Annotated in this window: 15 protein-coding genes and 1 other RNA gene; 6 read left to right on the top strand and 10 right to left on the bottom strand. The window is 65.6% G+C overall.

Translation table 11 applies throughout. The features are described from left to right. Positions 1-125 precede the first annotated feature (125 nt). On the bottom strand, positions 126-755 hold the full coding sequence (locus LSQ66_RS04910) for a response regulator (protein WP_231768683.1): 630 nt from the start codon (positions 753-755) through the stop codon (positions 126-128). A 14-nt stretch (positions 756-769) separates the two neighbouring features. Further along, positions 770-2,128, bottom strand: coding sequence for a cache domain-containing protein (locus LSQ66_RS04905; RefSeq protein ID WP_231768682.1), 1,359 nt, complete (start codon positions 2,126-2,128; stop codon positions 770-772). A 157-nt stretch (positions 2,129-2,285) separates the two neighbouring features. On the opposite strand from LSQ66_RS04905, the gene LSQ66_RS04900 reads away from it, so the two are divergent. The 4 genes from LSQ66_RS04900 (at position 2,286) to LSQ66_RS04885 (ending at position 9,542) form a co-directional block, all read left to right on the top strand. Next, positions 2,286-4,337, top strand: a complete 2,052-nt coding sequence (locus LSQ66_RS04900; protein ID WP_231768681.1) for a carbon starvation CstA family protein — start codon at positions 2,286-2,288, stop codon at positions 4,335-4,337. Continuing rightward, positions 4,337-4,537 (top strand): YbdD/YjiX family protein, encoded by a 201-nt coding sequence (locus LSQ66_RS04895; RefSeq protein ID WP_231768680.1) that lies wholly within the window; start codon positions 4,337-4,339, stop codon positions 4,535-4,537. The genes LSQ66_RS04900 and LSQ66_RS04895 overlap by 1 nt, the downstream gene beginning before the upstream one ends. Positions 4,538-4,675: 138 nt before the next feature. Next, entirely contained in the window at positions 4,676-7,462 is a 2,787-nt protein-coding gene (locus tag LSQ66_RS04890; protein ID WP_231768679.1) for a hybrid sensor histidine kinase/response regulator, read from the top strand. 1 nt (position 7,463) lies between these two features. Beyond that, positions 7,464-9,542, top strand: a complete 2,079-nt coding sequence (locus LSQ66_RS04885) for a putative bifunctional diguanylate cyclase/phosphodiesterase (protein ID WP_231768678.1) — start codon at positions 7,464-7,466, stop codon at positions 9,540-9,542. Here LSQ66_RS04885 and recR read toward each other — a convergent pair whose 3' ends face one another. The 3 genes from recR to dnaX are packed head-to-tail and all read right to left on the bottom strand — an operon-like array spanning position 9,543 to position 12,929. Continuing rightward, positions 9,543-10,133 carry a recombination mediator RecR gene (gene recR, locus LSQ66_RS04880; RefSeq protein ID WP_231768677.1) on the bottom strand — a complete coding sequence of 197 codons (591 nt, stop codon included), beginning with the start codon at positions 10,131-10,133 and terminating at the stop codon, positions 9,543-9,545. A gap of 9 nt (positions 10,134-10,142) precedes the next feature. Then, positions 10,143-10,469 carry a YbaB/EbfC family nucleoid-associated protein gene (locus LSQ66_RS04875; RefSeq protein ID WP_112937853.1) on the bottom strand — a complete coding sequence of 109 codons (327 nt, stop codon included), beginning with the start codon at positions 10,467-10,469 and terminating at the stop codon, positions 10,143-10,145. A gap of 39 nt (positions 10,470-10,508) precedes the next feature. Beyond that, positions 10,509-12,929 (bottom strand): DNA polymerase III subunit gamma/tau, encoded by a 2,421-nt coding sequence (gene dnaX, locus LSQ66_RS04870; protein ID WP_231768676.1) that lies wholly within the window; start codon positions 12,927-12,929, stop codon positions 10,509-10,511. A 97-nt stretch (positions 12,930-13,026) separates the two neighbouring features. Here dnaX and LSQ66_RS04865 point away from each other — a divergent pair, with 97 nt between their 5' ends. Further along, positions 13,027-13,692, top strand: coding sequence for a hypothetical protein (locus LSQ66_RS04865; protein WP_231768675.1), 666 nt, complete (start codon positions 13,027-13,029; stop codon positions 13,690-13,692). Positions 13,693-13,731: 39 nt separating this feature from the next. Here LSQ66_RS04865 and ffs read toward each other — a convergent pair. After that, positions 13,732-13,830: signal recognition particle sRNA small type (ffs, locus tag LSQ66_RS04860), an RNA gene on the bottom strand. A gap of 31 nt (positions 13,831-13,861) precedes the next feature. Further along, positions 13,862-15,346 carry a 4-hydroxy-3-polyprenylbenzoate decarboxylase gene (gene ubiD, locus LSQ66_RS04855; RefSeq protein WP_231768674.1) on the bottom strand — a complete coding sequence of 495 codons (1,485 nt, stop codon included), beginning with the start codon at positions 15,344-15,346 and terminating at the stop codon, positions 13,862-13,864. A 466-nt stretch (positions 15,347-15,812) separates the two neighbouring features. On the opposite strand from ubiD, the gene LSQ66_RS04850 reads away from it, so the two are divergent. Next, on the top strand, positions 15,813-16,736 hold the full coding sequence (locus LSQ66_RS04850) for a lytic transglycosylase domain-containing protein (protein WP_231768673.1): 924 nt from the start codon (positions 15,813-15,815) through the stop codon (positions 16,734-16,736). 64 nt (positions 16,737-16,800) lie between these two features. Here LSQ66_RS04850 and nusB read toward each other — a convergent pair whose 3' ends face one another. The 3 genes from nusB to ribBA are packed head-to-tail and all read right to left on the bottom strand — an operon-like array spanning position 16,801 to position 18,914. Beyond that, positions 16,801-17,271: a transcription antitermination factor NusB gene (gene nusB, locus LSQ66_RS04845; RefSeq protein ID WP_231768672.1), complete on the bottom strand. Its 471-nt coding sequence runs from the start codon at positions 17,269-17,271 to the stop codon at positions 16,801-16,803. 14 nt (positions 17,272-17,285) lie between these two features. After that, positions 17,286-17,774 (bottom strand): 6,7-dimethyl-8-ribityllumazine synthase, encoded by a 489-nt coding sequence (ribH, locus tag LSQ66_RS04840; RefSeq protein ID WP_231768671.1) that lies wholly within the window; start codon positions 17,772-17,774, stop codon positions 17,286-17,288. 27 nt (positions 17,775-17,801) lie between these two features. Beyond that, the gene (ribBA, locus tag LSQ66_RS04835) at positions 17,802-18,914 is read right to left on the bottom strand and encodes a bifunctional 3,4-dihydroxy-2-butanone-4-phosphate synthase/GTP cyclohydrolase II (RefSeq protein WP_231768670.1); all 1,113 of its coding nucleotides are present in this window, start codon (positions 18,912-18,914) and stop codon (positions 17,802-17,804) included. Positions 18,915-18,964 lie beyond the last annotated feature (50 nt).

The raw sequence follows: 18,964 nt of genomic DNA, 5'->3' as shown, positions 1-18,964 counted from the left end.
ACACAACTGCTGAGTTGTGCAATATACCAGATATTGCGGCAGAATCAGGCCCGGCGGGACATGGGTAACGCTACCACGTGATAATTGGTGAGAATCTGTACCCTTGCGGAGACAGTTTCAGTCAGTTACAAACCGCCAGCGCCAAAAGGTGCATGCTGCACTGCAAACTTGATGAGCTCGGCCTGCCCTTCGATGCCCAGCTTGCGCTTGATGTTCAGGCGGTGGGTCTCCACCGTGCGCACGCTCAGGTCCAGCGCCCGGGCGATCACCTTGTTCGATTCGCCGTTGGCGATATGGCGCAGCACCTCCTGCTCGCGCAGGGTGAGCTGGTTGTCCTGGTTCTGGGGCTTGGCCAGCTGGCGCGCCAGCGCGGCGCTGTAGTAGATCCCGCCGGACATCACGGTTTCGATGGCCACCACGATATCCTTGCCCGGCGCATCCTTCAGCACATAGCCGCGCGCACCGGCCTGGATGGCCTGGGATACGTATTCCAGCTTGTCGTGCATGGAGAGCACCAGCACGGCCATCTCGGGGAACTGCTGGCGGAAGCGCGCCGTGGCCTCGATGCCGTTCACGCCGCGCATATTGATATCCATGAGCACCAGCTCCGGCTTCTGGGCCGCAGCCACTTCCAGCGCCTCGTCCGCGCTGCCTGCTTCGCCCACCACCTCGAACTGGGGCATGGCCTCCAGGCGCGCGCGCAGTCCGTCCCGCACCAGGGGGTGATCGTCCACCAGAAGAATCCTGATTGCCATGGCCTTGGCTCCGCTTAGTTCCGATTATGTACATGGGCCTCGACAAGCGTTCCGGCGGGCGAAGACGCCAGCTCGAAACGGCCGCCGATGGCCTCCATGCGTTCCATCATATTGCGCAAACCGATTCCGCGCTTGGGATGCTGGGCGATGCCCGCCGCGTCGAAGCCCTGTCCGTCGTCGCGGATGCGCAGGGTCACGCCTTCGGGTGCGCCAGTCAGCTGCATCTCCACGCGCCGCGCATGCGCGTGGCGTTCGATATTGGTCAGCGCTTCCTGCGCAATGCGGAACAGCACCGTGTTCGCCACTTCGGGCAGGCCGTCGGTGCAGCCTTCCGCGCGGAAGTCCACCGGGGTGCCGCTGTTGTGCTGGTATTCCTGGGCCAGGTGGTCGAGGGCGGCCGCCAGGCCGATGTCATCCAGCACCGCGGGGCGCAGGTTGTGCGAGATGCGGCGCACCTCGCCCAGCACATTGTTCAACTGTTCGGCGGTGTGTTCGAACACACCCTGCGCGGCCTGCTGCTGCGCCGCCCCGCCCGAAAGGCGGATGATGCCCGCCTCGATCTGCAGCTTGATCGATACCAGCCACTGGCTGATGCCGTCGTGCAGGTCGCGCGACAGGCGCGCCCTCTCCTCTTCCTGCGACTCCACCACGCGCTGCGCCAGCGCCTTCAGCTTGGCGTCCGCCACGCGCGACTCGCTCACATTGAGCGCCAGGCCGCTGAAGCCCACGGCCAGAGCGCTCAATATCGCAATGCCCGCGATCCACAGCATGGTGTTCTGGATATTGCCGCGCTGCTGGGCGTCCACCTTGGCCAGCGCGTCCTCCACGTCGTCGAGATAGATGCCGGTGCCCAGCATCCAGCCCCATTTCTCCAGCGGGATCACGTAGCCCAGCTTGGGCGCCTCCTTGTGCAGCGAGGGCTTGGTCCAGTAGTAGCGTTCCAGGCCGCCGCCCGCGCGGGCGCGCGCCAGCAAGCGCTGGATGGTGGGGTTGCCCATTTCGTCGCGCAGCTCGTAGAGGTTGCGGCCCACGAGTTCCGGCTGGCGCGGGTGCATCAGGCTGTTGCCCTGCATGTCGTAGACGAAGAAGTAGCCGTCGTCGCCGAAACTGAGGGAGGCCAGTATGCGCTTGGCCTCATCCAGTGTGGCAGGGTCGCTGCGGCCTGACTTGTAGAGATGCGCAATGGAGTGCGTGGCCAGCGTCACATAGTGCTTCAGCTCCGCCTCCTTGCTGGCGAGGTAGGCCTGCTCGATGGTCTGCTTCTGCTGCTGCGCCAGCAGATTCGCCTGGTGGCGCACGGCGAGCGCAATGGCGCACAGGGCCAGTATCAGGGGCACGATGGCCAGGAACAGGACTTTCTGCCGGAGTTTCATGTCCCCGATTGTACGTTGCCCAGGCGCGCCCGCGCTAAGTAGTACTACGCACCGCATTTGCGTAGTGCTGCGCTTGTGGGCAGATATGCACTTCCTGAATACTGAACATAAGCTGCGCAAAGACGCCAGCACTCTCTTACCCTATTGGAGGAATTGGATGAATCCCGTACTGAGAAAACTCGGCTGGGGCGCGCTGTCGCTGGCCGGCGCCGGGGCGCTGGGCGTGGTCGCGCTGAAGCGCGGCGAACCCATTAGCGCCATCTGGATCGTGATCGCGGCCGTCTGCGTCTACCTGATCGCCTACCGCTTCTACAGCCTGTTCATCGCGCGCGACGTGCTGGGCCTGGACGAGCGCCGCTTGACGCCCGCCCGCAAGCACAACGACGGCCTGGATTACGTCCCGACCAACAAGAACGTGCTGTTCGGCCACCATTTCGCCGCCATCGCCGGCGCCGGTCCCCTGGTCGGTCCCGTGCTGGCCGCGCAGATGGGCTACCTGCCCGGCATGCTGTGGATTCTGGCGGGCGTGGTGTTCGCGGGCGCGGTGCAGGACTTCATCGTCCTCTTCCTCTCCATGCGCCGCGACGGCCGCTCCCTCGGTGACCTGATCAAGTCCGAGCTGGGTCCCATCCCCGGCAATATCGCGCTGCTCGGCACCTTCATGATCATGGTGATCATTCTCGCCGTGCTGGCGCTGATCGTGGTGAAGGCCCTTACCGGATCGCCGTGGGGCAGCTTCACCGTCATGGCCACCATTCCCATCGCCCTCTTCATGGGCGTCTATTCGCGCTACTTCCGCGTCGGCCGGGTCGGCGAGGTATCGCTGATCGGCTTCGTGCTGCTGATGCTGGCCATCCTGGGCGGCCAGTGGGTGCAGGAGAATCCCGCGCTCGCGCCGCTGTTCACCTTCACGGGCACGGAACTGACCTGGATGCTGATCGGCTACGGCTTCATCGCCTCCGTGCTGCCCGTGTGGCTGCTGCTGGCGCCGCGCGACTACCTGTCGACCTTCCTGAAGATCGGCACCATCGTCGGCCTGGCCCTGGGCATCGTGATCGCCGCCCCCTACCTGCAGATGCCTGCGGTGACGAAGTTCATCGACGGTTCCGGCCCTGTGTGGGCGGGCAACCTCTTCCCCTTCCTCTTCATCACCATCGCCTGCGGCGCCGTTTCCGGCTTCCATGCGCTGATCTCCTCCGGCACCACGCCGAAGATGATCGAGAACGAAACCCACGCCCGTTTCATCGGCTATGGCGCCATGCTGATGGAGTCCTTCGTCGCCATCATGGCCCTGGTGGCCGCGTCCACCATCGAGCCGGGCGTATACTTCGCCATGAACAGCCCCGCGGCGCTGATCGGCACCACGGCCGAAACGGCGGCTGCCACCATCTCGCAATGGGGCTTCCGCGTCACGCCGGAAATGCTGACGCAGGTGGCTGCGGATGTGGGCGAGCATTCCATCATCTCCCGCGCAGGCGGCGCACCGACGCTGGCCGTGGGCATGGCCCAGATCCTCTCCTCCGTCATCGGCGGCAAGACCATGATGGCCTTCTGGTATCACTTCGCCATCCTGTTCGAAGCCCTGTTCATCCTGACCGCCGTGGACGCGGGCACGCGCGCCGGGCGCTTCATGCTGCAGGACCTGCTGGGCGCCTTCGCGCCTTCCCTCAAGCGCACCGAGTCCACCTTCGCCAGCCTGCTGGCCACGGGCCTGTGCGTGGCGGCCTGGGGCTACTTCCTCTACCAGGGCGTGGTCGATCCGCTGGGAGGCATCAACACCTTGTGGCCGTTGTTCGGCATCGCCAACCAGATGCTGGCCGGTATCGCGCTGATCCTCGCCACCGTGGTGCTGTTCAAGATGAAGCGGGCACGCTACGCCTGGGTCACCATGGCGCCCACCGTGTGGCTGCTGCTCTGCACCCTGACGGCGGGCTGGCAGAAGATCTTCGACGCCAACCCGAAAGTGGGCTTCCTGGCGCACGCGAACAAGTACGCGGCAGCCCTGGCCGAAGGCAAGGTGTTGGCGCCCGCCAAATCCATTGAACAGATGCAGCAGGTGATCTTCAACGACTACCTGGATGCCTCGCTGGCAGGTTTCTTCATGGTCGTGGTGCTGGCCGTGCTGGTGTTCGGCGTGCGCACGGCGCTGCAGGCGCGCGCCAACGCCAAACCAAGCCACAACGAAAGCCCGGCGCAGCTGGTGGCCTGATGTTCCAGGATATCGTCAAGGCAGGCCGCTACCTCGGCCAGAGCATGCGGCTGATGTGCGGCCTGCCGGAGTACGACACCTATGTGGCGCACCGCGAAACCACCCATCCCGGCGAACCGGTGATGAGCTACGAAGAGTTCTTCCGCGAGCGGCAGGAGGCGCGCTACGGCGGCGCCGGCAAGCGCGGCGGATGCTGCTGAAACATCCCGGTTCCCCACGAGGGGCAGTCCCGTAGCGGGCCTGCCCCTTTCTTTTTGCAAGCACGCTAGAGGCAGATCAAGGCAGACCGTTGCCCGAAGGTATATTTTTCCGGCAAGAATCCTTCTTCGGCGATGGCAATGCTCAACTTCGACCGCTCCAGCCTCAGCCAGAAACTGACGCTCATCTCTCTGCTTTCGACCGGCAGCGCCCTGCTGCTGGTCTTTGCCGCCTTCACAATTACGTCCATCCACCACCAGCAGGCCAGCCAGTCGCGCCAGCTCGCGTCCCTGGCCGACCTGGCGGGCACCAACGCCATCGCCCCGCTGCTGGCGGCGGACCGGGAAGGCGCCCAGCGCCTGCTCACCGCGCTCGCGGCGCAGGAGGACCTGACCCAGGCCGTGCTCTTCGACCGTAACGGCGAGCTGTTCGCCCGCTACGGCGAGGAAGGCTCCACCGTCCCGCGCGCGCTGGGCGCTGCCCTGATGGAGCACGTGCAGAAAGCCCCGATCACGCAGTACGACGGGCCGCCGTGGGATGCCGTGCTGCGCATCTACCGCCCGGTGTGGGTGGATACGCATGTGGTGGGGGTGATGATGATCGAAGCGGGCCAGCGCCAGCTTCTGGAGGATATCGGGCGCAGCCTCGGCGTCACGGGCGCGGCCACCGCGGCCGCCTTCTTCTGGGCCCTCTTCATGGCGGTGCGCTTCCGCCGCAGCATCGCCCAGCCCATCGCCCAGCTGATCGCGGCGGCGCGCCAGGTCTCCGGCAGCCAGACCTACGCCCAGGTGCCGCACAAGCGCAACGACGAACTGGGCACCCTGATCGACAGCTTCAACACCATGCTGGCGCAGATCGAGCAGCGCGACCTGAAACTGGCCCAGTCGCGCGAGCAGCTGGAGCGGCAGGTCAGCCGCCGCACCGAGCAGCTGGAAAAGGCCAAGAACGCGGCGGAAGCGGCCAGCCAGGCCAAGAGCGCCTTCCTGGCAAACATGAGCCACGAGATCCGCACGCCGATGAACGGTGTGCTGGGCATGACGGAGCTTCTGCTGGCCAGCCCCCTCACGGAGCAGCAGCGCCATTACACGAGCATGGTGAAGCGCTCGGGCGAGCACCTGCTGGTGATCATCAACGACATCCTCGACTTCTCGAAGGTGGAAGCGGGCAAGCTCACGGTGGAATACATTCACTTCAACCTGGGCGAACTTCTTGACGATATTGACTACGTTTTCACGCCCCAGGCGCAGGCCAAACAGCTGGCGCTGGAGTTCACGCTGGCGCCGAACATTCCCTTTGCCGTGTGCGGCGATCCGAACCGGCTGCGGCAGGTCATCGTCAACCTGCTGGGCAATGCCGTCAAGTTCACGGAACAGGGGAAGATCCATGTGAAGGTGCTTGTCACCGCGGAAGACGCGCAGGCCGTGACCTTGCGCGTCGAGGTCCACGACACCGGCATCGGCATTTCGCGCGAGGCACGCGAGCATATCTTCGACTCCTTCTCGCAGGCGGATGGTTCCACCACCCGCAAGCACGGCGGCACCGGCCTGGGCCTGGCGATCTCCAAGCAGCTGGTGGAGCTGATGGGCGGCGCCATCGGCATGGAGCAGCCTCTGGGCCGCGGCTCCATGTTCTGGTTCAGCGTGCGCTTCGACAAGCGGCGGCTGGACGATGCCGCTCCGGCAGAAGGCGGCGCCCCTCTGCGCGCCCTGCTCGTCGACCCCAATACCGCCAGCCGCCGCGCGCTTGAAGCCCTGCTCGCGCAGTGGGGCATGCGCTGCGACGCCGTGGCCACGGCGGACGAATGCCTGGAACTGCTGCGCGCGGCCATCGCCTGTGGCCAGCCCTACGATGTGGCCCTGATCGACATGGAACTGCCTGTGCTGAGCGGCCTGGCGCTGGCGGCGGAGATCAAGTCCGACGCGGAAATCGCCGACGTGCGGGTACTGCTGCTTAGCGCCGAGCGCTTCGCGGCCGATACGCGCCAGCGGCGCGAGGCTGGCGTGGCCTTCCAGCTGATCAAGCCCATACGCGACAGCGATCTGTACGACTGCATCATGACGCCCCTGCGCGCCAGCGAAGGCGTGCGCGCGGCGTCGGCGCAGGCGCCTGCACAGCCCCGCAAGAGCGCACGGCAGAAGCTGAGGGTGCTGCTGGCCGAGGATAATTCCGTCAACGTGGAAGTGGCGTCCGCCATGCTGCAAGGGCTGGGGCTCGAAGTGCTCCATGCGGAGAACGGCCAGCAGGCGCTGGATGTGGTGCAGAGCGGGGGCATCGACATCGTGCTGATGGACTGCCAGATGCCCGTCATGGACGGCATGGCGGCGACCGCCGAAATCCGGCGCCGCGAGCAGCTGCAGGGCCGCGCGCGTCAGCTGCCCATCATCGCCATCACGGCCAATGCGCTGCAGGGCGACCGCGAAACCTGCCTGGCGGCGGGCATGGACGACTACCTGAGCAAGCCTTTCACCCAGCAGGGACTGGCCGACACGCTGGGCCGCTGGGTCGCCTTGCCGCGTCCGGCCACGGTGCACCATGCCGACGCGCCCTCCCCCGCACCGCCACCGCCGCCTGCCGCTGCCGCCATCAACCACCACGCCCTCGATGCGATCCGCGCACTGAGCGCGCAGGGCGACCAGCTGCTGGAACGCGTGATCAACGCTTTTGTAGGCGACACACCCGCCCAGCTGCGGCAGCTGCGTGCCGCAGTGCAGGCGGGCGACACGCAGGCCATGCGGCAGACGGCGCACAGCCTGAAATCCAGCAGTGCGAATGTGGGCGCGGATAGCCTGGCGCGCCTGCTGAAGGACATGGAGCAGCTGGGCAAACAAGGCACGGCGCATGGCGCAGCCGTGCTGATGGGCGACATCGACCGTGAGTTCCTGGCCGTGCAGCAGTCCTTCGGCGCCATGCTCGTTAAGGAGAACTGATATGGGCGCAGTGCTGGTAGTGGACGACGATCCGGTAATGCGGATGCTGATGCTGAGGATGCTGGCCCAGGTTGGCCTGCCATCCATCGAAGCGGAGAACGGCGAGCGCGCCGTGGCCCTCTTCCAGTCCGAGGCGCCGGAACTGGTGCTGCTGGACGTGGACATGCCGGGCATGGACGGCTTTGCCGTCTGCCGCGCCATGCGCGCGCTGGAGCCCCACCTCACGGTGCCGATCATCATGGTCACAGGCGGCGACGACCTGGATGCCGTGACCCAGGCGTATGAGGACGGCGCCACGGACTTCGTGTCGAAGCCGATCAACTGGCCCATTCTCGGCCACCGCGTGCTCTATGTGCTGCGCGCGAGCGACGCCATCGCCCGCCTGCGCGTGGCGGACGCGCACAACCGCGCGGTGCTGGCCGCCATCCCGGACACCTTCTTCCGCCTCAGTCCGGAAGGCGTCTATCTCGATTATGAACAGGGCCACGATCCCGCCGCGGTCTTCAACGAGCTGGCCTGCGTGGGGCGCCACGTAAGCGAGGTCCTGCCTCCAGAGATCGCAAGGCGCCTGCTGGAGCAGCTGGAGACTGTGCTTGCGACCCAGAGCATCCGCTCGGTGGACTACGAGCTAGTGCGCGGCGACTGCGTGCATCACTTCGAAGCGCGGCTGGTCAGCACGGGCGCAGGCGAGGTTCTGGGCCTTGTGCGCGACATCAGCGAACGCAAACGCACGGAAGAACAGATCCGCCGGCTCGCCTATTGCGACAGCCTGACGGGCATACCCAACCGCCAGGCCTTCCTAGAAACGCTCGAACGCGAGCTGGCGCGCTCGCGCCAGACGGGCAACAAGTTCGCCGTGCTCTTCATGGACCTCGACTCCTTCAAGCGCATCAACGACACCCTGGGCCACAATGTGGGCGACCAGCTGTTGAAGGTGGTATCCGAGCGCCTGCGCGAAACCATACGCCCCAGCGACATGGTGTCGCGCAGCGAGCACGCCAATCTTGCCCGCCTGGGCGGCGACGAATTCACCATCCTCCTGCCGGAACTTGACCGGGTGGACGACGCGCTGAATGTGGCCCACCGCGTGCGCGACGCCATGCGCCGCCCTTTCAACCTGGACGGCCACGAGATCTTCGTCACGGCCAGCATCGGCATCTCGCTCTATCCCGAAGACGGGGAAGACTGCACCTCCCTGCTCAAATACGCGGACACCGCCATGTACCATGCCAAGAACTGCGGCAAGAACAACGCAAAGCTGTACAGCTCAGCGCTGACCACGCAGATCATGAGTCATGTGAAGCTGGAAGTGGGCCTGCGCAAGGCCCTGCAGAACAATGAGCTCTACGTGCAGTACCAGCCCCAGATCGACGTGCCCACGGCGCGCATCGTGGGCGTGGAGGCGCTGGTGCGCTGGCGCCACCCCGAGCTAGGCATGATTCCCCCCAACGACTTCATTCCCCTGGCCGAGGAGACGGGCCTCATCGTGCCAATCGGCGCCTGGGTGCTGCGCACGGCCTGCCTCCAGGCGCGCGCCTGGCAGCGCCAGTGCCAGCGCGCCCTGCGCGTGGCAGTCAATCTCTCGGCCCGCCAGTTCAAGGACGAAAACCTGGCCCAGACGGTGCTCTCGGTGCTGAGCGAAACGGGCCTGGACCCGGGCCTGCTGGAGCTGGAGCTGACGGAAGGCACACTGATGGACGACGCGCGCGCCACCATGGCCACCCTGGAACAGCTGCGCGGCATCGGGGTCTACTTATCCATCGACGATTTCGGCACCGGCTATTCGTCCATGAACTACCTGAAGCGCTTCGACGTGCGGGCGCTGAAGATCGACAAGAGCTTCATCAGCGGGCTGCCGCAGGATTCGGAGAACGCCGCCATCACGCGCGCCATCATCGCCATGGCGCATGGGCTGAAACTGGCCGTGGTGGCCGAGGGCGTGGAGACGGGGGAGCAGCTTACACTGCTGGAGCAGTACGGCTGCGACATGGCGCAGGGCTATCTGCTGGGGCGCCCTTCCTCCGAACAGGCGATTACCGAGATGCTGAGCTGCATGCCGGCCGACGCGCCCGTGCAGTAATCAGGTGCTGCGGCGGTCCAGCATCGCGCGTGCAATGGTGCCCGCGTCCACGTATTCGAGTTCGCCGCCTACCGGCACGCCGCGCGCCAGGCGCGTCACCTGCAGGCCGCGCGCCTTCAGCATCTCGCTGATGTAGTGGGCCGTGGCCTCGCCTTCGTTGGTGAAGTTCGTCGCCAGCACCACTTCGCCCACCGTACCGTCGGCGGCGCGCGCCAGCAGCTTTTCCAGATGGATGTCCTTGGGGCCGATGCCGTCCAGCGGAGAAAGGCGGCCCATAAGCACGAAGTAGAGGCCCTTGTAGGTCAGGGTCTGTTCGATCATGGCCTGGTCGGCAGGCGTTTCCACCACGCAGAGCAGCCTGCGGTCGCGCGAATCGTCCGAGCACAGCTCGCACACTTCGCTTTCGGTGAACGTATTGCACAGGGCGCAGTGGTGCACCGCCTCGACGGCCTGGTACAGGGCGCGCGACAGCATGGCTGCGCCTTCGCGGTCATGCTGCAGGAGATGGAAGGCCATGCGCTGCGCCGACTTGGGCCCGACGCCGGGAAGGCGGCGCAGGGCCTCGGTCAGGAACTCCAGCGACTTGGCCATGGGTGAAGCTTAGAACGGCATCTTGAAACCGGCTGGCAGGTTCATGCCAGCGGTCAGGCCGCTCATCTTTTCGGCGGCGGTGGCTTCTGCCTTGCGCACGGCGTCGTTGAAGGCGGCGGCCACCAGGTCTTCCAGCATGTCCTTGTCGTCGGCCAGCAGGGACGGGTCGATGGAGACGCGCTTCACGTCGTTCTTGCAGGTCATGACGACCTTCACCAGGCCTGCGCCGGACTGGCCTTCGACCTCGATCAGGGCCAGGGACTCCTGGGCCTTCTTCATATTGTCCTGCATGGCCTGGGCCTGTTTCATCAGACCGGCGAGCTGGTTCTTCATCATGATGTGATTCTCCGTATTGGGTTATTTCCAGGATTGTAATTAGTGCGCAGGCGTCATGGGCGCCACGATGGAACCGGGCACCACGAAGGCGCCGAATTCGCGGGCCATGCTCTGCACGAAGGGATCGCTGTTGACCGTTTCTTCGGCTGCGCGCTGGCAGGCATCGCGGTGCGCCTGGGCTTCGGCGGTGGTGGTGTACCACACCGGCCCAATTTCCGTTTCCACCCGCGCCGGGCGGCCGAAGCGTTCGGACAACGCGGCGGTGAGCTTCTCGATATTCGGCGGCGTGCACCAGGTGTCGATCGGGCAGCGCAGCTTGAAGAGCGCGGCGTTGCCGTCGATGGTGCAGCTCACCAGCTCGGCCTGGGTTGCCAGCTGCTGGGCCACGCCGCGCAGCGGCAGGTGGGCGGCCAGCATGGGCCAGTTGCCGTCCCAGCCCAGTTCCGGGACGGGCGTGATCACGTATTCGTATGGCGCCTTGGCGGGCGCACGCTGCTGCTGCACGGGGCGCGCGATGGGCTGCTCGAACTCCGCCTCGGCAGCGGCGTGCGAGTCGCCGGCGGGAACGGCGCTGTCGTCCGAGAATTCGGTGACCCAGGGCGGCAGGTCGTCGTCTTCGGCGACTTGCGGCGCCTGGCGCACGGCGGGCTGCACAGGCGCGGTCTGCGTCTGCACCGCGGGCGGCGCTTCGATCACGGCGGCGTCGCCCATGTCGGCAGGCGCGTCTTCCCAAGGAGCTGGCGCGCGCGACTGCACGGCCGGAGCCTGGGCGATGGCCTGCACCGCTGGCGCGGAGGCGGCGGACTGCGGCTGCGCGGGCGCCTGCGGAGCGGCCGATGGCATGGCCGATGCCGTTGCGCCCGGGGCATCGCCCGGACCGGCGGCATCCGGCGTGGTTTTCATTGGCGGCCGCGCGCCGGTGCGGGCGGCAGCTGCGGCGCGTGCCGCTTCCAGCGCGGCATTGATGGCGGCGCGCGCGGGGCTGACGGGGCCCGAGGCCGGACGCGCTGCTGGTGCGGGAGCCGCAGGCGCCGGGGCGGCCTGCTGCACGGGGGCCGGAGCCGCTGGCGCCGGAGCTGCCTGAGGCGCTGGCGCCGGGGCGGCCTGCTGTGCGGGAACGGGCGGAGACGGCTGCGGCGCCATGGCCGGTGCCGGGGCGGCTTCGGCCTGCGCTGCATCGTCGGCGTGGCGCGCGGCGGCGCCTGCCACGACCGCCGGATGCGGCGTCACGCTGGCATGGCTCGCGCCAGCCACGGAGGCGGCGCGCGTGGCGCCTGCCGCTGCGGCGGCAGCGCGCGCCGGATTCGCACCGGCGGGACGCGCCCCTACTGGCGCAGCCGGGAGACCGTCTGCGCCGCCGATGCCGGGCCGAAAGGCAAGCATGCGGAGCAGGGTCATGGTGAAGCCCGCGTATTCGTCCGGCGCGAGCCCCAGTTCATTCCGTCCGTGCACGCAGATCTGGTAGTACAGCTGTACTTCCTCCGCGTCGAAGAGCTGCGAGAGGCGCACGATATCCGCGTGCTCCGGCAGGTCTTCGGGCACGGCGGAAGGCACGGTCTGCGCCAGCGCGATGCGGTGCAGCAGCGTGCCCAGGTCCTGCAGGGCGCCGTTGTAGGAGAGCGAGCGCGAAGCCATTTCGTCGGCCACCGCCATCAGGTCGGCGCCGTCCTGGTTCGCCAGCGCGTCGAGCAGGCGCACCAGGTAGGACTGGTCCAGGGCGCCGAGCATGCCCTGCACCGCGTCCAGCGTCACGGCGCCGGCGGCGTAGGCGATGGCCTGGTCGGTCAGGGAGAGCGCGTCGCGCATCGAACCATGCGCCCCCTGTGCCAGCAGGCGCAGGGCGGGCTGCTCGAAGCTCACGTTCTCCTGGCCCAGGATATTCTCGAGGTGGCCCACGATATGCCCCGGCGGCATCTGCTTCAGGTTGAACTGCAGGCAGCGCGACAGTACGGTGACGGGAATCTTCTGCGGGTCGGTGGTCGCCAGGATGAACTTCACGTGCTCGGGCGGCTCTTCCAGCGTCTTCAGCATGGCGTTGAAGGCGTGGTTGGTGAGCATGTGCACCTCGTCGATCATATAGACCTTGAAGCGCGCATTGGACGGTGCGTACACCGCCTGTTCCAGCAGCTGCGCCATTTCGTCCACGCCGCGGTTGGATGCCGCGTCCATCTCGATATAGTCCACGAAGCGGCCGCCGTCGATGGCGGTACAGGCTTCGCAGGCGCCGCAGGGCGTAGCCGTGATGCCGCCCGCGCCATCCGGCCCGGTGCAGTTCAGCGACTTCGCCAGGATGCGCGAGAGCGTGGTCTTGCCCACACCGCGCGTTCCCGTGAACAGGTAGGCGTGGTGCAGCCGTCCCGTGCCCAGCGCATGCGTCAGGGCGCGCACGACGTGCTCCTGGCCGACGAGCGTTTCAAAGTTCCGGGGACGGTATTTGCGAGCGAGGACTTGATAGGACATTCCGCGATTTTACCGTAGTTGGAGAGCCCTGCGGTCAACAATAGCCAAACCCCGGAACATGGAATACACTTTACTTTTTCACAAGCAAAAAGAGACGATGAAAAAAATCCTGCCTTACGCCCTCCTGCTGCTCGCCTCCTCCGCCTTCGCGGATGAACGCGAGTGGGTCCCCTACAAGAAGCTGGTGCAGGATCTGCGCCTGGACAAGTTCTACGCCGTCCCCCCTGCCCAGCGCGACAAGCTCGATCTCTCGATCAAGCTCGAGCCGAACAACAAGAATTTCAAGGGCTCCGACATCCTGCTGACGGTGGTCCACAGCGGCGGGCGCTCGCCAATTCCGGTCGACGCCCAGGGCCGCATCCACGTGGTGCCCAATCCGAAGTGGGTGGCGGAAGACGCGAAGATCATGACCAGCATGCCCACCGGCGAAAAGTCGAAGATGATCTATGTGATGAACGCCGTGCTGCCCGCGGGAACCCAGTGGCCTTACGCCAGCCTGATGTCGAGCGTGGACCAGTCCAATGAAGTGATCGGCAAGATGGCGGGCGCCTTCAGCATGTTCGCACCCAAGATCAAGTCGGTGATCCTCAAGTTCGACAAGCCTGCGCAGGTGACGATCCAGTCGAAGGATGGCGCAAAGCAGTATGCGACAGACGCGAAGAACCAGGTCCGCCTGAAGCCGGACAGTTCGCTGCTGAAGGAAAACCCGGTGATGCTGGCCTCCGCAAGGCCCACCGAGGCGGAGCTGGACGACGCCGAGTAAAAAACAAAAAAGCTGCCATGGGCAGCTTTTTTTAAATAAGGAGGCGAGCCTGATCTGCGGCACTTGCGGTTAACAGCCGTGGCTGCTTCGTTCCCGACCTGACCAGGTTAGCCATGCCGCAATGCGCAGGGGCCCGCCCGGCGGCAATTATACCCGCTCCGGCCCCGCTTCACAAACCGAGCTGCTGCCAGATCTGGTCCACCTTCTGTTTCACCTCGGCCGACATCTGGATCGTCGTGCCCCACTCCCTGCTCGTTTCGCCCGGCCACTTGTTGGTGGCGTCGATGCCCATCTTGCTGCCAAGGCCGCTCACCGGCGAGGCGAAGTCCAGGTAGTCGATGGGCGTGTTGTCCACCAGGGTGGTGTCGCGGGTGGGGTCGACGCGGGTGGTGATGGCCCAGATGACCTCCTTCCAGTCGCGGATATTCACGTCCTCGTCCACCACCACAATGAACTTGGTATACATGAACTGGCGCAGGAAGCTCCAGACCCCGAACATCACCCGCTTGGCGTGGCCCGCGTACTGCTTGCGGATCTGGACCACGGCCATGCGGTAGCTGCAGCCTTCGGGCGGCAGGTAGAAGTCCGTGATCTCGCTGAACTGCTTCTGCAGCAGGGGCACGAACACTTCGTTGAGCGCCAGGCCCAGCACGGCCGGTTCGTCCGGGGGCTTGCCTGTATAGGTGGAGTGGTAGATCGGGTCGCGCCGCATGGTGATGCGGTCGATGGTGAAGACGGGGAACCAGTCCTGCTCATTATAGTAGCCGGTGTGGTCGCCGTACGGCCCTTCCAGGGCGTGCTCGTAGCCGGAGGGATGGCTCTCGTCCGGGTAGATATGCCCTTCCAGCACGATCTCCGCGGAGGCGGGCACGCGCAGCTCGCTGCCGATGGCCTTGGTCAGCTCCGTGCGGCTGCCGCGCAGCAGGCCCGCGAACTGGTATTCGGACAGGCTGTCCGGCACCGGCGTCACGGCGCCCAGGATGGTGGCGGGGTCGGCGCCCAAGGCAACGCAGACCGGATAAGGCTGGCCGGGATTGCGGATGGCATGCTCGCGGAAGTCGAGGGCCCCGCCCCGGTGCGCCAGCCAGCGCATGATGACCTTGTTCGGCCCCAGCACCTGCTGGCGGTAGATGCCCAGGTTCTGGCGCTTCTTGTTCGGACCTTTGGTAATCACCAGGCCCCAGGTAATAAGAGGGGCTACGTCGCCCGGCCAGCAGTGCTGGATGGGCAGGCGGCCCAGGTCCACGTCCTGCCCTTCCCACACGATCTCCTGGCAGGGCGCGCCGCGCTGCTCCTTCGGCGACATGTCCCACAGCGATTTGACGAGGGAGCCCAGGCCCATCAGGTCCTTGAAGTCCTTGGGCGGCTCGGGTTCCTTGAGGCGGGCCAGCACATGGCCGATGCGGCGCAGTTCGCTCACATCCTCGGCCCCCATGCCCAGGGCCACGCGGCGCGGCGTGCCGAACAGGTTGCCCAGCACGGGCATGTCGAAACCGGCCGGCTTTTCGAAGAGGAGCGCCGGGCCGCCCGCACGCAGGGTGCGGTCGCAGACCTCGGTCATCTCCAGATATGGTGAGACTGACAAGGAAATCGGCTTTAATTCGCCACTTTTTTGCAGCTGGGAAATAAAATCACGCAGATCGGAGTATTTCATACATTTTTTACGATTTTTATGCTCCGGACGCCCCGTCTGAGCTCTTCCGGTCAAGTGGTTGATTCTATTGGTTTTTGCTCAGCCATACCTTGGAAAATAAGATTCAAAAGTTATGAAGAACGATTGTGTTAGTATTGACGTGATATAAAACGGCTTCTACAATTCGAACTACTTGAAGAGGGACATGGCAATTTCGCCAACATCTATTGTCACTCATTCATTCACGGAGTCCGGGCTCCACAGACATTTTAAGGAGTGTTTTTCTCAGGGCGTCTGCCCTAACCCCGGCAAAAGTTGTATTGCGACTGGCCCGTCTAGAGGACAGCTCAAGCAAGCAATAACGCGTTCGGCGCGCGCTCCCTGCGGCGGCGGACCATTTAATTCTGTGTACGGCATCGGCGTATGGAGGATCGGCGCGTTCCGCGCGGCCCTGTTGCGCTCTTTTCGGACATTAGGGGAGTATCTAATGAACATTCGTTTTACTGGGATGGCCACGGCCGCCCGTTCGCTGGCCGTTGTGCCGGCCGCGCGATTTGCCGCGCAACGCGTCTCGCTGCGCAGCGTGTTTACTACCGCCCAGCACACCTTCACCATTTTCGGCGTGACCGCCCTGGTCATGATTGCAGTGCTCTTCGCCCGCCCAGACCTGGCGCGCTCGCTGTCCAAGGCCCTGGCCGAAGACGAAACCCCTGTGGCGGCCGTGACCGCCCCGCCCCTGTCCGAACTGATGGAAGGCCCAGCCGCCGCCACCCCGGCCCAGGCCAGCACCGAATCCGAACCCCTCACGGCCGAGGAAAAGGCCCTGATGGGCACCCGCAAGCAGCAGGAATGGGTCACCTCCTGGCTCTCCAAGCGCTACCGCGTGGCGGGCGACGCCGCCAATATGCTCGTGTCCACCGCCTACCTGACGGCGCGCGAGATCAAGCTGGACCCGCTGCTGATCCTGGCAGTGATGGCCATCGAATCCGGCCTCAACCCCTTCGCCGAGAGCCCGGTGGGCGCCCAGGGCCTGATGCAGGTGATGTCCAAGGTCCACCACGACAAATTCCAGGACATGGGCGGCGTGCAGGCTGCGCTGAATCCCGTGGCCAATATCCGCGTCGGTTCCCTGATCCTGAAGGACTACGTGACCCGTGGCGGTTCCGTGGAAGCGGGCCTGAAGAGCTACGTAGGCGCCGCCGCCTTCGAAACCGACGAGGGCTACGGCTCCAAGGTGCTGGCCGAGTACCGCCGCCTGAAGCAGGTTTCCGCGGGCAAGAAGGTGCCGACCTTCACGCCGCCGTCCGCCCAGCCTGTGCTGGTGGCCAAGACCACCGCTTCCGCGCCGTCCCAAGGCGTGCCGGTGGCGGCAGCCGCCGAGGCAGCCACGACGGAGCTGGCAGGCCTGTAGGCCGGCTCGGCCAAATAAAAAGGCCAGCCCGCGGGCTGGCCTTTTTTACGCCTGGCGCAAGCGCTCAGCGCTTCTTGTCCGCCGCCACTTCCTCGGCGCGCAGCTGGCCTGCCAGCTTGTCCAGCACGCCGTTCACGTACTTGTGGCCGTCGATGCCGCCAAAGGACTTGGTGAGCTCCACCGCCTCGTTGATCACGACGCGGTAAGGGATCTCCAGATTGTTCTTCAGCTCGTAGGCGCCGATCAGCAGCACGGCGTGCTCGATGGGCGAAAGCTCGGCCACGCCGCGGTCCACCAGGGGCGCGAAGGTGTCGCGCAGGGCCACGGAGTCGGCGATGGCGCCATGCAGGAGCTGGGCGAAATATTCGGCGTCGGCCTTGTCGAAGCCGTGGGCGCTGCGGATATTGTTCACCACGGTCGATGCCGCTTCATTATTGAGCAGCCACTGGTACAGGCCCTGCAGCGCGAACTCGCGCGCGCGGTGGCGCGGGGTGCGGTTCTTGCTCGGGTTGGCGTGCACGGATTTGTCGTTCATGTTTTCTTCCTTGATTACTCGTCGTCGCCCTGGTCCTGCTGCAGCTCTTCCAGTGCGATGGCCAGGTTGGCCATTTCCACCGCCACGCGGGCCGCGTCGGCGCCCTTCACGGCCATGCGCACTTCGGCCTGCTCGTCGTTCTCGGTGGTCAGCACGGCATTGGCGATGGGGATGCTGTAGTCCAGGCCGATGCGCGTGATGCCCGCGCCCGATTCGTTGGACACCAGCTCGAAGTGGTAGGTTTCGCCGCGGATCACTGCGCCCAGGGCCACCAGGGCGTCGAACTGGCCCGATTCGGCCATCTTCTGCAGCACCAGGGGAATTTCCAGGGCGCCCGGTACGGTCACGTGCAGCACGTCCTCGTCCGCTACGCCCAGATGCTTGAGCTCGGCCAGGCAGGCCGACAGCAGGCCATGGCACACGTCTTCATTGAAGCGCGCCTGCACGATGCCGATACGCAGCCCTTCGCCGTTCAGATTGGTTTCGTAGCTTCCTACGGTCATGACTTGCCTCTTCTTATATGTAGTTGATCAGGGTGCGGGTTTGGCCAGGTAGCCGGTCACTTCCAGGTCGAAGCCGGACATGGACGGCATCTTGCGCGGGCTGGCCAGCAGCTGCATCTTGCGCACGCCGACGGCGCGCAGGATCTGGGCGCCGATGCCGTAGGTGCGCAGGTCCATGCTGGCGGCGCGGCCCATGGGCTTGGCGGCGGGCTTGTCCAGGGCTTCGAGCTGGCTGAAGAGCTGGGCCGCGGTCTCTCCGCAGTTCAGGAGCACCATCACGCCCTGTTCCGCCGCATGGATCGCCTTCAGCGAGGAGGCCACGGTCCAGGAGTGGGTGGTGGCTTCCGTTTCCAGCAGGTCCAGGATGGACACGGGCTGGTGCACGCGCACCAGGGATTCGCGGTCGGGACGCATCTCGCCGTGCACCAGGGCCAGGTGGGCCGAGCCGCTCGGCTTGTCGCGGAAGGCGATCAGGCGGAAGTCGCCGTGGGCCGTGCGCAGGGGGCGCTCGGCCACGCGTTCGACCATGCACTCCTTCTGGCTGCGGTAGTGGATCAGGTCGGTGATCGTGCCGATCTTCAGGCCGTGCTCCTTGCCGAATTCCAGCAGGTCCGGCAGGCGGGCCATGGTGCCGTCGTCCTTCACGATCTCGCAGATCACGGAGGCCGGGGTGAGGCCGGCCATGGCCGTGAGGTCGCAGCCCGCTTCCGTATGGCCGGCGCGCATCAGCACGCCGCCCGCCACCGCCCGCAGGGGGAAGATGTGGCCGGGCTGGACGATGTCCGAAGGCTTGGCGCCCTTGGCCACCGCCGCCTGGATGGTGCGGGCGCGGTCGGCGGCCGAAATGCCGGTGGTGACGCCTTCCGCCGCCTCGATGGACACCGTGAAATTGGTGCCGAAGGAGGTGCCGTTCCTGGTCGCCATCATGGGCAGTTCCAGGCGGTCGCAGATTTCCTCGCTCAGGGTGAGGCAGACCAGGCCGCGCGCATGGCGGATCATGAAATTGATTGCTTCGGGCGTGACGAAGTCGGCGGCCAGCACCAGGTCGCCTTCATTCTCGCGGTCTTCCTCGTCCACCAGGATCACCATGCGGCCGGCGCGCAGTTCCGCGACGATTTCTTCGGTGCTGGAGATAGTCATAAAAATTCTTCCTTCATTGCGGAAGTGGCAAGGCAAACGCATGCCACAGT

The sequence above is a fragment of the Massilia endophytica genome (assembly GCF_021165955.1).
Taxonomy (GTDB): Bacteria; Pseudomonadota; Gammaproteobacteria; order Burkholderiales; family Burkholderiaceae_D; genus Rugamonas; species Rugamonas endophytica.
The sequence above is the reverse complement of the archived record's forward strand: the minus strand, read 5'-3'. Positions and strand labels throughout refer to the sequence as shown.